Origin of the sequence: Mycobacterium hainanense (genome assembly GCF_041890355.1) — a bacterium.
GTDB classification, from domain to species: Bacteria; Actinomycetota; Actinomycetes; order Mycobacteriales; family Mycobacteriaceae; genus Mycobacterium; species Mycobacterium hainanense.
The window spans coordinates 4838740-4855048 of sequence record NZ_CP169059.1 but is presented as its reverse complement, the minus strand read 5'-3'; the positions used below and the strand labels follow the sequence as shown (position 1 = coordinate 4855048).

General features: G+C 69.2%; 22 protein-coding genes. 15 read left to right on the top strand and 7 right to left on the bottom strand.

Annotated elements, in window-relative coordinates:
- Positions 1 to 57: 57 nt before the first annotated feature.
- Complete coding sequence (locus tag ACEL92_RS22800) at positions 58 to 1566, top strand: HNH endonuclease signature motif containing protein (RefSeq protein WP_374022867.1); 1509 nt, start codon at positions 58 to 60, stop codon at positions 1564 to 1566.
- Between the two features lie 13 nt (positions 1567 to 1579).
- Here the strand turns inward: ACEL92_RS22800 and ACEL92_RS22795 are convergent, their stop codons facing one another.
- Complete coding sequence (locus tag ACEL92_RS22795) at positions 1580 to 1702, bottom strand: hypothetical protein (protein WP_374022866.1); 123 nt, start codon at positions 1700 to 1702, stop codon at positions 1580 to 1582.
- A gap of 69 nt (positions 1703 to 1771) precedes the next feature.
- Here ACEL92_RS22795 and ACEL92_RS22790 point away from each other — a divergent pair, with 69 nt between their 5' ends.
- From ACEL92_RS22790 to rplO, 11 genes are all read left to right on the top strand, one after another.
- Positions 1772 to 2320 (top strand): DinB family protein, encoded by a 549-nt coding sequence (locus ACEL92_RS22790; protein WP_374022865.1) that lies wholly within the window; start codon positions 1772 to 1774, stop codon positions 2318 to 2320.
- Positions 2321 to 2509: 189 nt separating this feature from the next.
- Positions 2510 to 2878, top strand: coding sequence for a 50S ribosomal protein L14 (rplN, locus tag ACEL92_RS22785; RefSeq protein ID WP_003403649.1), 369 nt, complete (start codon positions 2510 to 2512; stop codon positions 2876 to 2878).
- Entirely contained in the window at positions 2879 to 3196 is a 318-nt protein-coding gene (gene rplX, locus ACEL92_RS22780) for a 50S ribosomal protein L24 (protein WP_067273078.1), read from the top strand. It abuts the gene before it with no gap.
- 1 nt (position 3197) lies between these two features.
- Positions 3198 to 3761: a 50S ribosomal protein L5 gene (gene rplE / locus ACEL92_RS22775; RefSeq protein ID WP_374022864.1), complete on the top strand. Its 564-nt coding sequence runs from the start codon at positions 3198 to 3200 to the stop codon at positions 3759 to 3761.
- A gap of 4 nt (positions 3762 to 3765) precedes the next feature.
- A complete protein-coding gene (locus ACEL92_RS22770) occupies positions 3766 to 3951 on the top strand; it encodes a type Z 30S ribosomal protein S14 (protein ID WP_003873499.1) in 186 nt (61 codons plus the stop codon).
- A gap of 84 nt (positions 3952 to 4035) precedes the next feature.
- On the top strand, positions 4036 to 4434 hold the full coding sequence (gene rpsH / locus ACEL92_RS22765) for a 30S ribosomal protein S8 (protein ID WP_260744019.1): 399 nt from the start codon (positions 4036 to 4038) through the stop codon (positions 4432 to 4434).
- 10 nt (positions 4435 to 4444) lie between these two features.
- The gene (gene rplF / locus ACEL92_RS22760; RefSeq protein ID WP_374022863.1) at positions 4445 to 4984 is read left to right on the top strand and encodes a 50S ribosomal protein L6; all 540 of its coding nucleotides are present in this window, start codon (positions 4445 to 4447) and stop codon (positions 4982 to 4984) included.
- A 41-nt stretch (positions 4985 to 5025) separates the two neighbouring features.
- Entirely contained in the window at positions 5026 to 5394 is a 369-nt protein-coding gene (gene rplR / locus ACEL92_RS22755; RefSeq protein WP_073879405.1) for a 50S ribosomal protein L18, read from the top strand.
- Between the two features lie 38 nt (positions 5395 to 5432).
- Positions 5433 to 6110, top strand: a complete 678-nt coding sequence (rpsE, locus tag ACEL92_RS22750) for a 30S ribosomal protein S5 (RefSeq protein ID WP_067779045.1) — start codon at positions 5433 to 5435, stop codon at positions 6108 to 6110.
- Entirely contained in the window at positions 6110 to 6307 is a 198-nt protein-coding gene (rpmD, locus tag ACEL92_RS22745; protein ID WP_374022862.1) for a 50S ribosomal protein L30, read from the top strand. Before rpsE ends, rpmD begins: the two co-directional genes overlap by 1 nt.
- The gene (gene rplO, locus ACEL92_RS22740) at positions 6304 to 6744 is read left to right on the top strand and encodes a 50S ribosomal protein L15 (protein WP_374022861.1); all 441 of its coding nucleotides are present in this window, start codon (positions 6304 to 6306) and stop codon (positions 6742 to 6744) included. The genes rpmD and rplO overlap by 4 nt, the downstream gene beginning before the upstream one ends.
- On the opposite strand, the gene ACEL92_RS22735 is transcribed toward rplO, so the two are convergent.
- Positions 6745 to 7671 carry an LLM class flavin-dependent oxidoreductase gene (locus tag ACEL92_RS22735; RefSeq protein WP_374022860.1) on the bottom strand — a complete coding sequence of 309 codons (927 nt, stop codon included), beginning with the start codon at positions 7669 to 7671 and terminating at the stop codon, positions 6745 to 6747.
- Between the two features lie 39 nt (positions 7672 to 7710).
- Here ACEL92_RS22735 and sppA point away from each other — a divergent pair, with 39 nt between their 5' ends.
- Positions 7711 to 9483 (top strand): signal peptide peptidase SppA, encoded by a 1773-nt coding sequence (gene sppA, locus ACEL92_RS22730; protein ID WP_374022859.1) that lies wholly within the window; start codon positions 7711 to 7713, stop codon positions 9481 to 9483.
- A gap of 3 nt (positions 9484 to 9486) precedes the next feature.
- Here sppA and ACEL92_RS22725 read toward each other — a convergent pair whose 3' ends face one another.
- From ACEL92_RS22725 to ACEL92_RS22715, 3 genes are read right to left on the bottom strand one after another with little or no spacing between them, the layout of a single operon-like run.
- On the bottom strand, positions 9487 to 10401 hold the full coding sequence (locus tag ACEL92_RS22725; protein ID WP_374022858.1) for a class I SAM-dependent methyltransferase: 915 nt from the start codon (positions 10399 to 10401) through the stop codon (positions 9487 to 9489).
- Positions 10402 to 10423: 22 nt separating this feature from the next.
- The gene (locus tag ACEL92_RS22720) at positions 10424 to 11332 is read right to left on the bottom strand and encodes a class I SAM-dependent methyltransferase (RefSeq protein WP_374022857.1); all 909 of its coding nucleotides are present in this window, start codon (positions 11330 to 11332) and stop codon (positions 10424 to 10426) included.
- Complete coding sequence (locus ACEL92_RS22715) at positions 11329 to 12273, bottom strand: class I SAM-dependent methyltransferase (RefSeq protein WP_374022856.1); 945 nt, start codon at positions 12271 to 12273, stop codon at positions 11329 to 11331. Before ACEL92_RS22715 ends, ACEL92_RS22720 begins: the two co-directional genes overlap by 4 nt.
- Positions 12274 to 12464: 191 nt before the next feature.
- Here ACEL92_RS22715 and ACEL92_RS22710 point away from each other — a divergent pair, with 191 nt between their 5' ends.
- Positions 12465 to 13697: a zinc-binding dehydrogenase gene (locus ACEL92_RS22710; protein ID WP_374022855.1), complete on the top strand. Its 1233-nt coding sequence runs from the start codon at positions 12465 to 12467 to the stop codon at positions 13695 to 13697.
- Here ACEL92_RS22710 and ACEL92_RS22705 read toward each other — a convergent pair.
- Positions 13694 to 14332: a class I SAM-dependent methyltransferase gene (locus ACEL92_RS22705; protein WP_374022854.1), complete on the bottom strand. Its 639-nt coding sequence runs from the start codon at positions 14330 to 14332 to the stop codon at positions 13694 to 13696. The genes ACEL92_RS22710 and ACEL92_RS22705 overlap by 4 nt on opposite strands.
- A 74-nt stretch (positions 14333 to 14406) precedes the next feature.
- Here ACEL92_RS22705 and ACEL92_RS22700 point away from each other — a divergent pair, with 74 nt between their 5' ends.
- On the top strand, positions 14407 to 15261 hold the full coding sequence (locus tag ACEL92_RS22700) for a helix-turn-helix transcriptional regulator (RefSeq protein ID WP_374022853.1): 855 nt from the start codon (positions 14407 to 14409) through the stop codon (positions 15259 to 15261).
- 10 nt (positions 15262 to 15271) lie between these two features.
- On the opposite strand, the gene ACEL92_RS22695 is transcribed toward ACEL92_RS22700, so the two are convergent.
- Positions 15272 to 16309, bottom strand: coding sequence for a dihydrodipicolinate reductase (locus tag ACEL92_RS22695; protein ID WP_374022852.1), 1038 nt, complete (start codon positions 16307 to 16309; stop codon positions 15272 to 15274).

Genomic DNA, 16309 nt, shown 5'->3' with positions numbered 1-16309 from the left:
CGATGTCCTGAGAGATAACAGGCTCAAATGTCGCAGCCGAGTGGCATACTCGAATGTATGTTCGAATCTCGGGTGTCGTCGGCGGAGGTGATCGCCGCGATGGATGAGCATTTTGAACGGCGGTATCCGTCGGTGACGCCGGAGTCGTCGGCGTTGCTGGAGCGGGTGTCGGGTTTGGCGCGGGCGGAGAATCGGGCGGCGGCCGGGCAGTTGGCGGCGATCGGGGAGTTGTTTGCCTACCGGTTGTCGCGCTGTGGCGAGTGTGAGCAGTGGGCGGTGGATACCGAGGCGGCGGTGGCTGCCGAGGTGGCCGCGGAGTTGCGGATCAGTCAGGGGTTGGCGGCCAGCCGGGTGCGGTATGCGCGGGCGCTGCGCGAGCGGCTACCGAAGGTGGCCGAGGTGTTCGCCGCCGGGGATATCGACTACCAGATGGTGCAGACGCTGGTGTATCGCACCGATCTGATCACCGATCCCGAGGTGGTGGCGGCCGTGGACGCGACGCTGGCCGCGAATGTGGCGCGGTGGCCCTCGATGACCCGGGGTCGGCTGGGCGCCCAGGTGGACAAGATTGTCGCCCGCGCTGATGCGGATGCGGTGCGGCGGCGCCGGGAGCACGCGGCCGGGCGCGAGGTGTGGATCGGTGACATGGGTGAGGGGTTGGCCCGCCTCGAAGGTGTGCTGTTCAGCCCGGATGCCGCCGTCCTGGACAAGCGGCTGGACGGGTTGGCGGCCACGGTGTGCGCCCATGATCCGCGCAGCCGTGAGCAGCGCCGCGCTGATGCGTTGGGGGCGCTGGCGGCCGGGGCTGATCGGCTGGGGTGTCGCTGCGGGCGCCCGGATTGCGCGGCCGGCACCCGGCCGGCGGCCGGTGCGGTGGTGATTCATGTGCTCGCCGAGCAGGCCGCCGTTGATCGCGGGACGGGGAGGGCCAGCCAACTGCAGGCCGATGGGCTGATCCCCCCGGAGCTGATTGCGCAGTTGGCCGACGCGGCCACGCTGGTGCCGCTGGTGCATCCCGGCGACGCCCCGCCCGAACCGGGGTATGTGCCCTCCCAGGCGTTGGCCGATTTCGTGCGATGCCGGGATTTGACCTGCCGCTGGCCCGGCTGTGACTGCCCGGCGGTGGCCTGCGACCTCGACCACACCATCCCCTACAGCGCCGGCGGGCCAACCCATGCGAGCAACCTGAAATGCTATTGCCGCACCCATCATTTGGTGAAGACGTTCTGGGGCTGGACCGAACAGCAACTGCCCGACGCGACGCTGATCCTGACCTCCCCGGCCGGACGCACCTACGTCACCACCCCAGGCAGCGCCCTGCTGTTTCCCAGCCTGTGCGCGGCCACCGGGGCGATCGCGGCCCCCGAAGCCGACCAACAGGACTACTGCACCGACCGCACCGCGATGATGCCCAAACGGCGCCGCACCCGCACCCAAGACCGGACCTACCGGGTGGCCACCGAACGCCGCCACAACCGCGACGCCCGCACCGCCCGACGCGCCGAGCCGGTGAGCTACAGCGGACCGGCCCCACCCGACAGCAATGACGATCCGCCGCCCTTCTGACGGGCGGCCGCGCTCAGCAGCCGACCGGACCGCCGCCGGCCGGGCAGGTGACGATGGTCGGTGTGCAGCTCACCGAGGTCGTCGAGACGGCGAACGCCAGCAGCAGCGCGAACAGAACCTTCTTCCCCCTGGTCATGGGCGGAATCGTAACGCCGGGCCGGGGTTTCCCGCGGCGGTTTCCGTCCAGGCGCAGGAGGATTGCTCCATGCATACGTCGCTGCCCCCGCTGGCCGGCGAGGACCATGTCTGCGCCGATTGTGGGCTGAGTTACTCCGATACTCCACTCGACGACGCGATCGGCGCGATCGCCGGCCTGCCGGACGCCGCCCGGGAGGCCGTGTCCGAGATTCCACCCCAGGCGCGACGGGTGCGGCCCGGCCCCGGCGTGTGGTCGGTCGCCGAATACCTCTGTCACCTGCGCGACGTCTACGTCAGCTTCACCATCCGGCTGCACCGCGTCCGCACCGAGGACCAGCCCGCCTGGGAGCCGATGCTCAATGACCTGCGGGCCCGCCGCTTCAGGTACAACGACTGCGACATCGACGCCACGCTCGCCGAGCTGGCGGCCGCCGTGGCGGGCTTCCGCGACGAGGTCGCGCGGGCCAAAGACCACGACTGGGACCGCACCGGGAGCCGGCTGCCGGACGAGCGGCGCACCGCCCGCTGGCTGGTACGCCAGGCGATGCACGAGGGAGTGCACCACCTCGGCGATATCCGGAGAATTGGGGAAAGCGCTCCCTTCGACCGGCCCTGAACCCGGCTCGGCCGCGAATTTGGCTCTGAGCTGGTCGTCCCCTAGACTCTAGGGGTTGCCTTGGGCAGACCTCGGCCGGTGTGAATCGGCCCCGCGTGCCCTTCGGTGACAAAGACCGCGCATGTCAGGTTTTTTGGTGGGCTTCGGCCTGCGTCCTGCCGTGCACACGCAACCAGGTCAGGAGATCGAGTGATTCAGCAGGAATCGCGGCTGAAGGTCGCCGACAACACCGGCGCCAAGGAGATCTTGTGCATCCGGGTGCTCGGTGGTTCGTCGCGACGCTACGCCGGCATCGGTGATGTCATCGTCGCCACCGTCAAGGACGCCATCCCCGGCGGCAACGTCAAGCGTGGGGACGTCGTCAAGGCCGTCGTGGTACGCACGGTCAAGGAGCGCCGCCGCCCGGACGGCAGCTACATCAAGTTCGATGAGAACGCCGCGGTGATCATCAAGCCGGACAACGACCCGCGCGGCACGCGCATTTTCGGGCCGGTCGGCCGGGAGCTGCGTGAGAAGCGGTTCATGAAGATCATCTCGCTCGCCCCGGAGGTGTTGTAAATGAAGGTCCGCAAAGGCGACACCGTCCTGGTCATCGCCGGCAAGGACAAGGGCGCCAAGGGCAAGGTCCTGCAGGCCTACCCGGAACGCAACCGGGTGCTGGTCGAGGGCGTCAACCGGATCAAGAAGCACACCGCGATCTCGAGCAACCAGCGCGGAGCCCAGTCGGGCGGAATCGTCACCCAGGAAGCCCCGATCCACGTCTCGAACGTGATGGTCGTCGACTCGGACGGCAAGCCCGCCCGCGTCGGCTACCGGGTCGACGAGGAGACCGGCAAGCGGGTCCGCATCTCCAAGCGCAACGGCAAGGACATCTAGCATGACGACGACTGAGAAGGTGCAACCGCGCCTGAAAGAGCGTTACCGCAACGAGATTCGTGACTCGCTGCAGCAGCAGTTCGGCTACGGGAACGTCATGCAGATTCCGACTGTCACCAAGGTCGTCGTCAACATGGGTGTCGGCGACGCGGCACGGGACGCGAAGCTGATCAACGGCGCGGTCAACGACCTGGCGCTGATCACCGGGCAACGGCCGGAGATCCGCAGGGCGCGAAAGTCCATCGCGCAGTTCAAACTGCGCGAGGGCATGCCGATCGGCGCCCGCGTCACCCTGCGTGGGGACCGGATGTGGGAGTTCCTCGACCGCCTCACCTCGATCGCGCTGCCGCGTATCCGCGACTTCCGTGGCCTGTCGCCCAAGCAGTTCGACGGTGTCGGCAACTACACGTTCGGCCTGGCCGAGCAGTCGGTGTTCCACGAGATTGACGTGGACAAGATCGACCGGATCCGCGGCATGGACATCAACGTCGTCACCTCGGCGACGACCGACGACGAAGGACGAGCGCTGTTGCGGGCCCTCGGCTTTCCCTTCAAGGAGAACTGAGTAGATGGCGAAGAAGGCACTGGTCAACAAGGCCGCACGCAAGCCGAAGTTCGCGGTGCGCGGCTACACGCGCTGTAACAAGTGCGGCCGCCCCCGCGCGGTGTTCCGCAAGTTCGGCCTGTGCAGGATCTGCCTGCGCGAGATGGCGCACGCGGGCGAGCTGCCCGGCGTGCAGAAGAGCAGCTGGTAAGAGCCAGCACCCCAAGACCAACCCAGAACAGGTGCGCGACAGGCCCGAACCGGGAACCACCGCGAGGAAGGTACCAACGCTGTCATGACGATGACGGACCCGATCGCAGACTTCTTGACACGTCTGCGCAACGCCAATTCGGCGTATCACGACGAGGTGACGTTGCCGCACTCCAAGATCAAGGCCAACATCGCCCAGATCCTCAAGAACGAGGGCTACATCAGCGATTACCGGACCGAAGATGCTCGGGTGGGCAAGTCGCTGATCGTCCAGCTGAAGTACGGACCGAGCCGGGAGCGGAGCATCGCCGGGCTGCGGCGCGTGTCCAAGCCCGGTCTGCGGGTGTACGCGAAATCCACCAACCTGCCGCGCGTGCTCGGCGGCCTGGGCGTGGCGATCATCTCGACCTCCTCGGGCCTGCTGACGGATCGCCAGGCAGCCAGACAGGGCGTGGGCGGCGAAGTCCTCGCGTACGTGTGGTGAGGGAGTAGACATGTCGCGCATTGGTAAGCAGCCGGTTCCGGTTCCCGCCGGGGTCGACGTAACGATCGACGGTCAGAACGTCTCGGTGAAGGGGCCCAAGGGCAGCCTGAACCTGACAGTGGCCGAACCGATCACGGTGGAGCGCAACGAGGACGGCGCGATCGTGGTCGCCCGCCCCAACGACGAGCGGCGCAACCGCTCGCTGCACGGGCTGTCCCGCACGCTGGTGTCCAACCTGGTCACCGGCGTGACCGAGGGCTACACCACCAAGATGGAGATCTTCGGGGTCGGTTACCGCGTGCAGCTCAAGGGCGCCAACCTCGAGTTCGCGCTGGGATACAGCCATCCCGTGGTGATCGAGGCCCCCGAGGGCATCACCTTCGCGGTCCAGTCGCCGACGAAGTTCTCGATCTCCGGCATCGACAAGCAGAAGGTCGGCCAGATCTCGGCGAACATCCGCCGCCTGCGCCGTCCCGACCCGTACAAGGGCAAGGGCGTGCGCTACGAGGGTGAGCAGATCCGCCGCAAGGTCGGAAAGACAGGTAAGTAGTCATGGCGCAAAAACAAGCTGACACCGCCGCGCGAAAGCCGGTGGGGCAGAGCGTGTCCGCAACTCGCCGGGTCTCTCGGCTGCGCAGGCACGCCCGACTGCGCAAGAAGATCGCGGGCACCCCGGAGCGTCCGCGGCTGGTCATCAACCGGTCCGCACGACACATCCACGTGCAACTGGTCAACGACGAGAACGGCACCACCGTGGCCGCCGCGTCGTCGATCGAGGACGACGTGCGCGGACTGCAGGGCGACAAGAAGGCCCGCAGCGTGCGGGTGGGGCAATTGATCGCCGAGCGCGCCAAGGCCGCCGGCGTCGACTCCGTCGTCTTCGACCGCGGCGGGTACACCTACGGCGGACGGATCGCGGCGCTGGCCGATGCCGCGCGCGAGAACGGATTGAGTTTCTAGATGATCAAGAGCCTGAACAAGACCGGAAGGACCGCATAATGGCGGAACAGTCAGCCGGCGGCCCCGAAGCCCGCGGCGACAACCGCGACTCGCGCGGCGACAACCGCGACAGCCGCGGTCGGCGCGACGGCGGCGGCCGCGGTGGCCGCGACCGCGACGGCGACAAGAGCAACTACCTGGAGCGGGTCGTCGCCATCAACCGTGTCTCCAAGGTGGTCAAGGGCGGTAGGCGCTTCAGCTTCACCGCGTTGGTCATCGTGGGCGACGGCAACGGCATGGTCGGCGTCGGCTACGGCAAGGCCAAAGAAGTCCCGGCCGCTATCGCCAAGGGCGTGGAAGAGGCGCGCAAGGGCTTCTTCCGGGTGCCGTTGATCGGCGGCACCATCACCCACCCGGTGCAGGGTGAGGCGGCCGCCGGTGTGGTGCTGCTGCGCCCGGCCAGCCCGGGTACCGGTGTGATCGCCGGCGGCGCGGCGCGTGCCGTGCTGGAATGCGCTGGGGTGCGCGACATCCTGGCCAAGTCATTGGGCAGCGACAACGCGATCAACGTGGTGCACGCCACCGTCACCGCGCTCAAGCTGCTGCAGCGTCCCGAGGAGGTGGCCGCCCGGCGTGGCCTGCCCATCGAGGATGTCGCCCCGGCCGGAATGCTGAGGGCGCGACGTGAAAGCGAAGCGCTGGCCGCCAGTGCCGCGCGCGAGGGAACGGCACCGTAATGAGCCAGCTGAAGATCACCCAGGTGCGCAGCACCATCGGGGCCCGCTGGAAGCAGCGGGAGAGCCTGCGCACGCTGGGCCTGCGACGGATCCGCCACTCGGTGATCCGTGAGGACAACCCACAGACTCGCGGTCTCATCGCGGTGGTCAATCACCTCGTTGAGGTGGAGTTGGCGCCCGAAGGGAAGACACAGTGACCATCAAGCTGCACGACCTGAAGCCGGCGCCCGGGTCCAAGACGGCCCGCACCCGCGTCGGCCGCGGTGAGGGGTCGAAGGGCAAGACCGCCGGCCGCGGCACCAAGGGCACCAAGGCCCGCAAGAACGTGCCGGCCACCTTCGAGGGTGGGCAGATGCCGATTCACATGCGGCTGCCCAAGCTCAAGGGATTCCGGAACCGGTTCCGCACTGAATACGAAGTCGTGAACGTCGGCGACATCAATCGGCTGTTCCCGCAGGGCGGTTCGATCGGCGTGGACGACCTGGTGGCCAAGGGTGCGGTCCGCAAGAACGCGTTGGTCAAGGTCCTCGGCGACGGCAAGCTGAGCGTCAAGGTCGACCTGACGGCGCACAAGTTCAGCGGCAGCGCCCGCGAGAAGATCACCGCCGCGGGCGGCTCGGTCACCGAGCTCTGATCAACCCAGCCGCGGAATGACCTCCGCGGCAAGGCGTTCCATCTGCTCGCGGTTCTCGCCGACGTCGACGCCGACGGGATTGAGCAACAGGTACTCGGCGCCCGCGTCGATCACCTGACGCAGCCCGCGCGCCACGTCGTCGGGCGTGCCGGACACCGGCACGTCCTCGACCCCGGGCATCGTGCCGTAGATCCGGCGCAGCCCCGCGAGCACACGCTCGCGGGCGCGCGCCGCGTCGTCGTCGACCATGAGGTAGACGCGCTTGCCGATGGTGAAATGCGCCGGGTCCTTTTGCTGTTCGCCGAGTTCGCGGCGCACCACCGCGACCGCCCCGGCGAACGCCGCGGTGGTGGACGAACCGGCGCCCAGGAACGAGTCGCCGTGGCGCACCGCCCTGGCCAGTGCCTTAGGCGCCAGTCCGCCGAACCAGATGGGCGGGTGCGGCCGCTGCACCGGCTTCGGCGCAATCGGCACGTCGTCGACGTCGCGGAACCGGCCGTGGAACGTCACCCGGGGCTCGTCGGACCACCCGGCCTTCATCAGCTTCAGGCCCTCGGTGAAATACGAAATATACGTGTCCTTTTCGACGCCGAACGCCGCGAACCTGCGAAAGCCCCCGCCGGTCCCGACACCGACGTCAAGCCGACCGTGGCTGAGCCGGTCGACCGCCGTGACGGATGACGCCAGCTGCAGCGGATCGTGCAGTGATGTCACCAGGACGGCCACCCCCAGGCGAAGGCGTTTGGTGCAGGCCGCGCAGTAGGCCAGCAGCTCCAGCGGCGCCAGGAGCGGCGCTTCCCCGATGATCTGCTCGAGCACCCAGCCGCCCTCGAATCCGAGTTCCTCGGCGCGCAGCAGGTAGGCGCGCAGCCCCTCGTCGTCGAACCGGTCGTAGTCGAACTGGGGGATGGCGATGGCGAACCTCACCCCACCACCGTACGGCGGTGGTGTCGGTACGCTGCAGACATGTTCGCCTTCCTGCCCTCGCTTCCCGGGGTCGATGACGTCCGCGCGCTGGCCGGGCGCATCGACACCGCCCGCCACCACGGCGTTCCCAACGGCTGCGTGCTCGAGCTCGACCTGCGCTCGGCGCCGCCCGAGGCGACGGGGTTCGACCCACTGGCGATCATCACCGGCGGCAGACCGATGGCGCTGCGCGACGCGATCGCCGCCATCCACCGCGCGGCCGAGGACCCCCGCATCGCCGGGCTGATCGCCCGCGTGCAACTGGCCGCGTCGCCGCCGGCGGCCGTGCAGGAACTGCGCGAGGCCATCGCCGCTTTCACCGCCGCCAAGCCGTCACTGGCCTGGGCGGAGACCTACCCGGGCACGCTGTCGTACTACCTGGCCTCCGCGTTCGGCGAGGTGTGGATGCAGCCGTCGGGCAGCGTCGGGCTGATCGGCTTCGCCAGCAACGCCACGTTCCTGCGCGACGCGTTCGACAAGGCGGGCATCGAACCCCAATTCGTCGCGCGCGGCCAATACAAGTCGGCGGCAAACCGTTTCACCGAGCACGGCTTCACGACGGCGCACCGCGAGGCCGTCACCCGGATGCTGGAAAGCCTGCAGGAGCAGGCGTGGCGGGCGATCGCCGAATCGCGCAAGCTCGACCCGGGCGCGCTCGACGCGCTGGCCGACCGGGCCCCGCTCTTGCGTGACGACGCCGTCGCCGCGGGCCTGGTCGACCGGATCGGGTTCCGCGACGAGGCCTACGCGCGCATAGCGGAACTGGTTGGCGTGAAGGATGTTTCGGACGAGACCACCCCTCCGCGGCTGTTCCTGGCGCGCTACGCGGGGGCGGCCCGTTCGCGGCTGGCCCCGCCCAGGCCGCCGGTTCCCGGTCGCCGGCCCAAGCCGACCCTGGCCGTCGTCACGCTCGACGGCATGATCGTCGACGGCCGCGGCGGGCCGCAGCTCCTGCCGTTGGGCACCGCGACCGCGGGCGGCGACACCATCGGCGCGGCGCTGCGGGAGGCCGCCGCCGACGACTCGGTGTCCGCGATCGTGCTGCGGGTGAACAGTCCCGGCGGCACCATCACCGCGTCAGAGAGCATCTGGCGCGAGGTGACCCAGGCCCGCAAGCGCGGCAAGCCGGTGGTGGCTTCTATGGGCGCGGTTGCCGCTTCCGGCGGCTACTACGTCTCGATGGGGGCCGACGCGATCGTCGCCAACCCGGCGACGGTCACCGGATCGATCGGTGTCATCACCGGCAAGCTGGTGATCCGTGACCTGTTGGACCGGCTGGGCGTCGGGTCGGACACGGTGCGCACCAACGCCAATGCCGACGCCTGGTCGATCGACGCGCCGTTCACGCCCGAACAGCAGGCGCACCGGGAGGCCGAGGCGGACCTGTTCTACGCGGACTTCGTGCAGCGGGTCGCCGAGGCGCGCAACCTGACCGCCGAAGCCGTCGATCGCGTTGCGCAGGGCCGGATCTGGACCGGCGCCGACGCCCTCGAGCGCGGCCTGGTCGACGAACTTGGCGGCTTCCGCACCGCGGTACGCCGGGCCAAGATCCTGGCCGGCCTGGACGCGGACACCGATGTCCGCGTGGTGAGCTATCCGAGCTCGTCGCTGCTGGACATGGTGCGACCCCGGGCCTCGTCGCAACCGGCCGCCGCATCGCTGCCCGACGCGCTGGCCGCGCTGCTCGGCCGCACGGTCACCGGGATCGTGGACAACGTCGAGCAGGCGCTGGGCGGCGCCAGCGCGCTGTGGCCCGGGCCGTCGCGGTTTTAAGGCCTAACCGGCGAGCCCGCCGCTGATGAAGATGATCTCGCCGAGCGGGTCATCGTTTTCCGGGGGCGGCACCTCGATGCCCTGGCGGCGGAACAGTTCCGTCCGTGTGATCCCCTCGACGTCCCACCGCTTGGACCGCAGGTAGTCCAGGACGTGGTTGCGTTCGCCGGGATAGACCAGCGACGCCATGTCGATGTCCACGCCGTGCTCGCGGAAGGATCCGGACATCTCCCGCACCCTGTCGGCATCGAAATCGACGATGCCGGGCACGAATTCGGTGGCGATGGCGCTACCGGGCACGCTCAGCGCGGTGATGTTGTCGAACAACCGGTCCTGGGCTTCGGGCGGTAGGTAGATCAGCAGGCCCTCGGCCAGCCACGCGGTCGGTGCCGTCGGGTCGAACCCGGACGCCTTCAGGGCGGCCGGCCAGTCGGCGCGCAGGTCGATCGGCACGGTGCGCCGCGTCGCGGTCGGTTCGGCCCCGATGCCGGCCAACGTGCCCGTCTTGAATTCGATGACGCGGGGCTGGTCGATCTCGTAGACCACCGTGCCGGCGGGCCACGGCAGCCGGTAGGCGCGCGCGTCCAATCCCGATGCGAGGATGACCACTTGCCGGACTCCAGCGGTGGTCGCGTCGAGGAAGTAGTCGTCGAAATACTTGGTGCGCACGGCCATTCCGTCAACGATCGCCTGCATGCGGACCTGCGACATGTCCTCCATCGCGTCGAGGTCGAGCTCGCCGTCCATCATCTTGGTGAAGAAATCCACACCCACCGCACGTACCAGCGGTGCGGCGAATGGGTCGTGGATCAGGCCGCGGGGATCCTTCGTGGCCATGGCGCGCCCGGCGGCCACCATGGTCGCGGTCGCGCCCACACTGGACGCCAGATCCCACTCGTCGTCGTGAGCGCGTGACATAGGCGCAACCCTAGCCAACCCGCTACGCGAGCGTCGCGGCGACGTAGCTCAACTCGCCGAAGGTGGCGGCCATCTCGTCCTCGGGGAAGTCGAATCCGTTCTGCGCATAGAGGTCTCGCGCCGGGTGGGTCGTCACCTGCCAGCCGTGGGTGCGCAGGTAGTCGACGACGACGTTGCGTTCGCCCCCGTAAAACAGGTCGGCCGCGTTGAGGTTCAAACCTAAGCGCTGCCACCGTTCGCTGATGCGCCGCAACCGCTCCTCGGAGAACAGGTTGGGCTCGGGCACGTGTTCGGTGGCCAGCCGGCTGCCCGGCGCGCTGAGCGCCGTGATGTTGTCGAACAACCGGTCCTGGGCCTCGGGCGGCAGGTAGGGCAGCAGCCCCTCGGCGCTCCACGCGGTCGGCCGGGTTACGTCAAATCCGCCGTCGCGCAAGGCCGCCGGCCAGTCGTCGCGCAGGTCGATGGCGATCGCGCGGCGCTCGGCGGTCGGTGCGGCGCCGAGACCGGCCAGCGTGTCGGTCTTGAACGCGATGACCTGCGGCTGGTCGATCTCGTAGACGACCGTGCCCGCCGGCCACCGCAGCCGGTAGGCGCGGGTGTCCAGGCCGGACGCCAGGATGACCGCTTGTCGCACGCCGTCTTTGGTAGCGTCGGTGAAGAAGGCGTCGAAGAACCGGGTGCGAACCGTGATCTGCTCGGCCCGCGCCTTGCGGTTGAACAGCGGGTCGTCCTCGAAGTCGACCTGCCCGTCGACGATGCGGATGAAGGGCTCCAGGCCGACGGCGCGGACCAGTGGCTCGGCGAGCGGATCGTCGAGCAGCGCGTTGGGTCCCTGTGAGGCCACGGCGCGCGACGCCGCCACCATGGTGGCCGTGGCGCCCACGCTGGACCCGGGTCCCCAGCTGTCGCCTTCGCTACGTCCCACGCTCATCGGGTGCCGCTCACGTAAAGCACCTCGCCCATGCGCATGTCGTCGTCGTCCTCGAGCGGCGGAAGGCCGTTGGCCGCGAACAACTCCCGGATGCTGACCTTGTTCAGCTGCCACCCGTGGTCGGCGAGGTAGGGCGCCGCCTCATTGCGGTCCCCGAAGTAGACGAGGCCCGCCATGTCCAGGTTGAAACCGTGCGCACGCCAACGTTCCGAGATGCGTTGCATGCGTTCCTTCATCTTGTCCTCGTCCCCGGGTTCCGGGGTGGGAGCGCTTTCGACGGCCAGGCGGCTGCCCGGCGCGCTGAGGTCGGTGATGGTGTCCAGCAGGCGGTCCTGGGCCTCCGGCGGCAGGTAGCCGAGCAGGCCCTCGGCGCTCCACGCGGTCGGCTGAGCCGGGTCGAATCCGGCGGCCCGCAACGCGGCGGGCCAGTCGTCGCGCAGGTCGACGGCCACCACGCGCCGGTCGGCGGTGGGCGTGGCGCCCAGCTCGGCCAGGGTGCGCGACTTGAAGTCGATCACCTGTGGCTGGTCGACCTCGTACACGACGGTCCCGGCCGGCCAGTCCAGCCGGTAGGCGCGGGCGTCCAGCCCCGAGGCCAGGATCACGGCCTGCTTGACGCCCGACCGCGTCGCGTCGAGGAAGAACTCGTCGAAGAACTTGGTCCGCACCGCCATGTTGTCCGCCATGCGCGACATCGCGCCGGTGGACCCGGTCGCGCCGTCGTGCACGTCGTTGAGCTCGTCCGGGTTGACTTCGCCGGTCGCCAGCCGGGTGAGCAGGTCCACGCCGACGGCCCGGACCAGCGGCTCGGCGAACTGGTCGTTGATCAGCGGACGGTCGGCCCGGGTCGCCACGGCGCGGGCGGCGGCGACCATCGTCGCGGTCACCCCGACGCTGGACGCCAGGTCCCAGGTGTCGCCCTCGTATCTGGTGGAAGTCATGTCGGCCCCTCTACAGAAGTAGTTAAGCTAATATTTAGTCGATTTAACAAGCTTCTACCACTGTACGCGTCCCGCGATCCGCGGCAACCTTGACTGATGGCCGATCGGGTGCTCGTCACAGGCGCGTCCTTTGGGCTGGGCGCGGCCAAGAATGCTGACCTCGGTGCGTTCGTCGCGGGGATGGCTTCCCGATGAGGGCGCTGGTGTACGGCGTGCCGCCGGAGCCGTTCGAGGTTCCCGACGGCGCCAACACGCTCACGGCGAATCTGGGCCGCACCCCGACCGCGCTGCGCGAGGTGCCGGAACCGCGACTGCCGCATGACGATTGGGTGCTCACCCGGCCGCGGCTGACCGGCATCTGCGGCTCGGACTCCAAGCAGATCCTGATGGATTTCGGCGAGGGTGACACCGACAACGCCATGTCGTCCTTCTGTTCCTTCCCGCAGGTGATGGGCCACGAGGTGGTCGCCGACGTGGTGGCGCTGGGCCCGAAGGCCCGCGGGCTGGAAGTGGGGCAGCGGGTGGTGCTCAACCCGTGGCTGTCGTGCGGGCCCCGCGGCATCTCCCCGCCCTGCCCGGCATGCGAGGACGGCGACTACAGCCTGTGCTGGAGCTTCACCGACGGCGACATCAAGCCCGGCATCCACACCGGGGTGTCCGCCGATGTGACCGGCGGCTACGCCGAATCGATGCCCGCCCATGACAGCATGCTGTTCGGCGTGCCGGATTCCATCCCGGACGAGGTGGCCGTGTTCGCCGACCCGTTCTCGGTGTCCCTGCACGCGATCACCCGCCATCCGCCGCCGCGCTCCGGCCGCGCCCTGGTGTACGGGGCCGGCTCGCTGGGGTTGTGCGCGGTCGCCATCCTGCGGGCGCTGCACCCGGACGTGGCCGTCGCGGTGGTGGCACGGTTCGAGGCGCAACAGGAAATGGCCCGCCGGTTCGGGGCCGCCTTGGTTTTGGATCACGAGCCGCGCCAGGCCGTGATCGAGGAAGTGGTCGCGTGGGGTGGCGGCCGCCTGCGGCAGCCGCTGCTGGGGCTGCCGATGGCGCATCCCGGTGCCGTGGACGTCGTCTACGACACCGTCGGCAAGCCGGAGACGTTCGAGGTGGGCGTGCGGGTGCTGCGCTCCCGCGGGACGCTGGTGAAAGCCGGTGTGCACGCGCCGGGCCGCTGGGAGTGGAGTCCCTTGTATTTCAAGGAGATTGCCCTGGTGGGCTCCAACGCCTTCGGCGTCGAGGAGATGGGCGGGCAGCGCAAGCACGCCATTGCCCACTACCTGGACCTGGCCGCCGACGGCCGGGTCGACCTGCGCCCGATGCTCACCCACACCTTCCCGCTGGAGCGGTGGCGCGACGCGTTCCTCGCGATCGCCAACCAGGCCGACAGCGGCGCCGTGAAGGTCGCGATCGACCAGCGCTAGGCGGGCCGGGTGGCGCGGTAGTAGTTCAATCGCCCAAGAACCCGGTGTCGCGTCGAGGCGACCTCGGTGCAATCGAAGCCGGCCGCCGTGAGCAGCCGGGGAATCGCATCCCCGAGATTTCCCGCCGCGTGCGGATTGCGCCGGATGAGCCGGGCCAGCACGCCGTGGTCGGCCGTCGGGTCGCCGCCGATGTCGACCAAGTGGAGGCTGCCGCCGGGACGCAGGACCCGGAAGATCTCGGCCGCCGCAGCGGGTTTCGCCTCGGCCTCGATGTGGTGCAGCATCATTGAGGACAGCACCCGGTCGAATTCGCCGTCGGCGTAGGGCAACCGCTCGGCGTAGCCCTGCTCGAAACGGACGTCGTTCGCCTTCCGTCGCGCCCGGTCGAGCACCCGCGGGTCGGGGTCGCATCCGACCGCCTCCAGGTGGGAATAGCCCCGTTTGACCCGGACGATGAGATTGCCGGTGCCGCAGCCGATTTCCAGGACGCGACGGCAGTCGGCCAGCCCGGCCTGGGCGATCAGGGCCTGGTGGACCCGCTTGATGTCAAGCAGCCGCGAGATCAGGTCGTAGCAGGGCAGCAGCGCGTCGTGGCCAGTGGCGGGCAAGTAGTCATGTGGATGATGTTTTGTCACGTCGTCCATGGTGAGTCGTTTAATCGCAGAAGTGTTAGGCGATCCTCGGTAAAAATAGGACTATCTTTGGCAGCATGACACAGCCGGCTCGGATGGCTCGGTGGCGCGCGGGCGTGCCGATCTACGAATACCGCAGCGCTCCCGACAACCCGCCGGTGTCGGTGGTGCGGTGGGTTCCGCAGGATTTCGTCGACCGGGGTCGCCACATTCACGACTTCCCGGCGTTGTGGTATCTACCCGCCGCCGGGCGGGTCTACGTGGCCGCCGCGGGGCGGGTGCTCGACCCCGGGCGGCTGGAGCTTCGCGACGCCGGTGTGGCGGTGTTCTTCGACCCCGCCGCGCTCGGCGAGGACGCGCGATCGCCGTGGCCGGCGTGGCGGGCACACCCGCTGCTCTTCCCGTTCCTGCACGGGCAGGCCGGGGGGATCCTGCGCCTGGACCTGCCCGCGGCCCGCCGATCGGCGTGGGACGCCGCGATCCGTTCGATCGAAACCGAACTCGAGGCGCGTCAGGACGGTTACCGGCAGGCGGCGCTGGCCCACCTGACCCTGCTGTTGATCGACCTCGCGCGCCTGGCCGGTCCGGTGGCGGCCGAACTCCGGCGCAGCGGCGAACCGCTGCTGGCCGAGGTGTTCGACGTGATCGACCGGCGGCATGCCGACCAGGTGTCGCTGCGCGATGTGGCGGCCGAACTGGGCATCACCCCGGGACACCTGACCACCGTGGTGCGGCGCCGCACCGGGCGCACGGTCGGGGAGTGGATCACCGAACGTCGCATGGCCGAGGCGCGGACGCTGCTGGCCGAAACCGACCTCCCGATCGCCGAGGTCGCTGGGCGGGTCGGGATCGCCGACGCGGGCTATTTCAGCCGGGTCTTCGGCCGGATCCACGGCATCTCGCCACGCGAGTGGCGCGGCCGGGCGGCCTGACCGCCACGGCTCAAAGCCTCAGCGCCCCCAGGGATCCCGTGATCGGCAGGTCGATCGGGGTGATAACGCCGGGCCGCGCGTCGCACAGGAAGGGAATGGCGTTGACCGCGGCCACGGCGGTGCTGTCCATCAGCACCGTCATCGCGTCCTGCCCGGGCTCGCCGAACCGGATCGTCGCGTCGACGCGCGGCCTGCCCTCGATCACCACGCTGAAACCTTCGGGGTCGCTCCACTGGGGATCGAGCGCGTCGTTGCTCATGGTCCAGCAGATGGCGAGCTCGACCACCGGCCGGCCGCCGAGCAGGCCGCGATAGGTGCGGCGCTGCCCCCCGATGGTGCCGGCGGTGAAGTCCACCCACCCCAGTTCGAGATCCCGGGTCAGCACCGCCGGCTCGACGAACGCCTCCTTGGCGTCGAGTTCGACGCCGAGCATGGCGGCGACCATGTCCAGTGTCTCGAAGTAACCGAGGCCGTATCGCTGGGTCGCCGGGTCGATGTGCGTCACAGGCTCCCGAGGTGTCTTGCCGAATCCCAGCACTTTCCACACGTCCCAGACGGGATAGGTTGTGCAGTCCAATGTTTCGACGAGTGTGACCTTGCCGACCCGCCGGCAGGCGCCGGTGAGGAAGCCGGCGACAACGTTGATGAAGCCGGGTTCGAATCCCGTTCCGAGGAAGGTTGCGCCGCCCCGTTGCGCCGCCTCCTCGAGCGCAGGCAGTTCGACCGGGTGGTGGGTGCCGGTCAGGAAGTCACCCGTGGTGACGACGTTGATGCCGGCGCGCAGCATCCTGAGCACCAGGTCGTAGTCGATGGCTCGCGGCATGTAGCACACGCAATCGGGTCGAAGCCCGATCAGCACGTCGGCATCGTCGGTGGCGGAGACTCCGACGGCGGCCTGCTCCGCCAACTCGCCCGCGTCGCGGCCCACCTTGTCGGGCCCGAAGGCGTGGACGCCGACCACATCGAAGTCGTCGCGGTCCAGCAGGACGCCGAGCGCTCGCTTGCCGATGTTGCCGGTCGACCACTGGACCACTCGGTACGGCGCCAT